Here is a 3,693-nt window from a genome sequence, read left to right as displayed (position 1 = left end):
CGTGCGCCGGACCGTCGCCGGCTACGTGGAGCGGGGGCTGCCGCTGGACGCCGTGCACCTCGGTGCCGGCCACTATGACGGCCACCGGGTGTTCACCGTCGACCAGGAACGTTTCCCCAAGCTGCCGGTGCTGGCGGAGGAACTGCGCCGGGACGGGATCCGGCTGGTGTCGGCCGTGGAGCCGGCGGTGCGGGCGGAAACCGGTGACGCGGTGTACGACGGCGGCGGCGCCGTGGACGCGTTCGTGCGGGACGCGCGGGGCCGCACGGTGGAGGGTCTGGCGTGGGCCGGCGAGTCGGTCTTCCCGGACTTCACGCACGCGCGCGTGCGCGCGTGGTGGGGCGGGCTCTACCGGGAGCGGCTGGAGCGGGGCTTCGCGGGGTTCTGGCACGGTATGAACGAGCCGACGTCGTTCGGCGCCTTCGGCGAGCCGACGCTGCCGCGTTCGGCCCGGCACGCCCTGGAGGGGCGCGGCGGTGACCATCGGGAGGCGCACAACGTGTACGCGCTGTGCATGGCCCGGTCGGCCTACGAGGGGCTGCGTGAGCTGGCGCCCGAGGAGCGGCCCTTCGTGCTCTCCCGTTCGGGCTGGGCGGGGCTGCAGCGGTACGGCGGCGCCTGGTCGGGGGACGTGGCGACGGGCTGGCCGGGGCTGCGGGCGTCGTTGTCGCTGGTGCTGGGGCTGGGGCTGTGCGGGGTGCCGTACTCGGGGTCGGACGTGGGCGGCGGCGACGGCGGTCCGTCGCCGGAGCTGTATCTGCGCTGGTTCCAGCTGGGCGCGTATCTGCCGTTGTTCCGGACTTACGAGGGTCCTCGGGCGGGGCGCCGGGAGCCGTGGGAGTTCGGTGCCGAGGTGCTGGAGCACGCGCGCGTGGCGCTGCTCGAACGCAGACGGCTGCTGCCGTACTTCGTGACGCTGGCGCATCTGGCGCGGCGGACGGGGGCGCCCTATGTGCGGCCGCTGTGGTGGGGGTCGCCGGAGGACCGGGCCTCGGGCGCCTGCGTCGAACGCGTGACGAGTATTACGGCCCAATCCCCCTGGACGGGGTTCCGTACTCGCCGGTACGGTGAATGAGCAAGCGCTTAGACATGCTCGAAGTCATGCCGAGGTACGTGGAGGTGGCGGCGTGCGCCGTACGGTGTTCAACGAGGATCACGAGGCGTTCCGGGAGACCCTTCGCGCCTTCATCGAGGCCGAGGTCGTCCCGGTCTACGACGAGTGGTTCGCCGCCGGCCAGGCGCCGCGCGACTTCTACTACAAGCTCGGCGAGCTCGGCATCTTCGGCATCAGCGTGCCCGAGGAGTTCGGCGGCGCGGGCCTGGAGACCCACAAGTTCGAGGCCGTCCTCTACGAGGAGACCGCGCGCGCGGGCGTGCAGTTCGGCGGCTCCGGCGTGCATGTGCTGCTCGCCCTGCCCTACATCAAGATGCTCGCCACCGCGGAGCAGAAGAAGCGCTACCTGCCGAAGTTCGTCACCGGCGAGGAGATGTGGGCCATCGCGATGACGGAGCCGGGCACCGGTTCCGACCTCGCGGGCATGAAGACCACCGCCAAGCTGAGCGAGGACGGCACGCACTACGTCCTCAACGGCGCCAAGACCTTCATCACCGGCGGCGTGCACGCGGACCGCGTGATCGTCTGCGCCCGCACCTCCGCGCCCACCGCCGAGGACCGCCGCCACGGCATCTCCCTGTTCGCCGTGGACACCAAGTCCGAGGGCTACTCCATCGGCCGCAAGCTGGACAAGCTGGGTCTGCGCACCTCCGACACCGCCGAACTGGCCTTCGTGGACGTCAAGGTGCCCGCCGAGGACCTGCTCGGCGAGGAGAACAAGGGCTTCTACTACCTGGGCCACAACCTGGCCTCCGAGCGCTGGGGCATCGCCTTCGGCGCCTACGCCCAGGCCAAGGCCGCCGTCCGGTTCGCCAAGCAGTACGTGCAGGAGCGCACCGTCTTCGGCAAGCCGGTCGCGCACTTCCAGAACACCAAGTTCGAGCTGGCCGCCTGCCAGGCCGAGGTGGACGCCGCCGAGGCCGTCGCCGACCGCGCGCTGGAGGCGCTGGACGCCGGCGAGCTGACCCCCGCCGAGGCCGCCTCCGCCAAGCTGTTCTGCACCGAGGTCGCGCACCGCGTCATCGACCGCTGCCTCCAGCTGCACGGCGGCTACGGCTACATGAACGAGTACCCGATCGCCCGCCTGTACGCGGACAACCGCGTCAACCGCATCTACGGCGGCACCAGCGAGATCATGAAGACGATCATCGCCAAGGACATGGGCCTCTAAGGACGCCGGGTCCCCGGGCGGTATACCTGCACGCCATGAGCCAGGCACTCCAGGACCTCCTCGATCTGCTCGACCTGGAGCGGATCGAGGAGGACATCTTCCGCGGCGCGTCCCGCTCCGCCGTCGTCCCGCGCGTCTTCGGCGGGCAGGTCGCGGCGCAGGCGCTGGTCGCCGCCGGGCGCACGGTCCCCGCCGACCGGCCCGCCCACTCCCTGCACGCGTACTTCCTGCGCCCCGGCGACCCGGGCGCGCCGATCGTCTACACCGTGGACCGGATCCGCGACGGCAGGTCCTTCACCACCCGCCGCGTGGTCGCCGTCCAGCACGGCAAGCCGATCTTCCACCTCTCCGCGTCCTTCCAGACGTACGAGGACGGCCTGGAGCACCAGGTGCCCATGCCCGCCGCGCCCGATCCGGCCACCCTGCCCACCTCCCCGGAGCGGCTGCGCGGATACGGCCACCTCGCCCCCGAGGTCGTCGAGCGGTTCCTCGAGGCGCGCGAGGCGGTCGACCTCAGATACGTGGACGAGCCGCCGTACGGGCGCTACGGCGAGCCCCGCGAGCCGCGTTCCCAGGTGTGGTTCCGGGTCAACGGCAAGCTCGACGGGGAGGACCCGTTGCGGCACGTCGTCCTCGCCACGTACGTCTCCGACATGACCCTGCTCGACTCCGTGCTGCTCGCCCACGGGCGCGGCGGCTGGGCCGTCGGGGACGTCGTCGGGGCGTCCCTGGACCACGCGATGTGGTTCCACCGGCCCTTCCGGGCGGACGAATGGCTGCTGTACGACCAGGAGTCGCCGTCCGCGTCGGGCGGCCGGGGCCTCGGTCAGGCCCGCATATACACGCAGGACGGGCGGCTCGCCATCACCGTGATCCAGGAGGGCGTGGTCCGCGTTCCAAGAAGGCCGTGACGGATGCGCTCCCCGAGATGACTTGTGACGTATGTCCGATTAGGCTCTCTGGGTGAAGGGCCGCAGCGAACGCCATTTCGTTCATTCCCTGCTGCGGTGACACCTGAAGACCGCGCCGCATCTTCCTCATCAGCCGCGGCGACGGCCATCCACCTTGCGCTTCCCCGAGGGAAGCGTGAGAGACGATGGAGATGGAAGGTATTTCCCATGCGATCACAGCGCACGAGGCGTCTTGTCGCGTTGTCCGCCTCCGGTCTGCTGCTGGCAGGCGGAGCCGCGTTCGGCACGGCCGCGACGGCCTCCGCCTCGGAGCACGCCAGCGACAGTTCCTACAGCCGGTCCGACGACGACCACGGTGGCTGGTGGAACAACGATGACGACGACTACGGCCGCGGTGACCACGGTGGCGACTACGGCGACCACGGCGGCTACGGCGGCGACCACGGTGGTGACTACGGTGACCACGGTGGCGGCGGCGACCACGGTGGCGGCGGCGA

General features: G+C 71.1%; 4 protein-coding genes. All 4 read left to right on the top strand.

Translation table 11 applies throughout. The features are described from left to right. The coding region (locus H5J33_RS27130; protein ID WP_309485498.1) for a TIM-barrel domain-containing protein at positions 1–1,075 on the top strand (1,075 nt) is incomplete at its 5' end. 52 nt (positions 1,076–1,127) lie between these two features. Beyond that, on the top strand, positions 1,128–2,285 hold the full coding sequence (locus tag H5J33_RS27125) for an acyl-CoA dehydrogenase family protein (protein ID WP_181797474.1): 1,158 nt from the start codon (positions 1,128–1,130) through the stop codon (positions 2,283–2,285). A 35-nt stretch (positions 2,286–2,320) separates the two neighbouring features. Continuing rightward, a complete protein-coding gene (locus tag H5J33_RS27120; RefSeq protein WP_181797473.1) occupies positions 2,321–3,196 on the top strand; it encodes an acyl-CoA thioesterase II in 876 nt (291 codons plus the stop codon). 207 nt (positions 3,197–3,403) lie between these two features. Then, positions 3,404–3,693, top strand: a 290-nt coding sequence (locus tag H5J33_RS27115; protein WP_181797475.1) for a hypothetical protein, incomplete at its 3' end; no start/stop codon positions are given.

Origin of the sequence: Streptomyces sp. WELS2, assembly GCF_013870595.1 — a bacterium.
Classification (GTDB): Bacteria; Actinomycetota; Actinomycetes; order Streptomycetales; family Streptomycetaceae; genus Streptomyces.
This window is presented reverse-complemented; position numbering and strand designations above follow the sequence as displayed.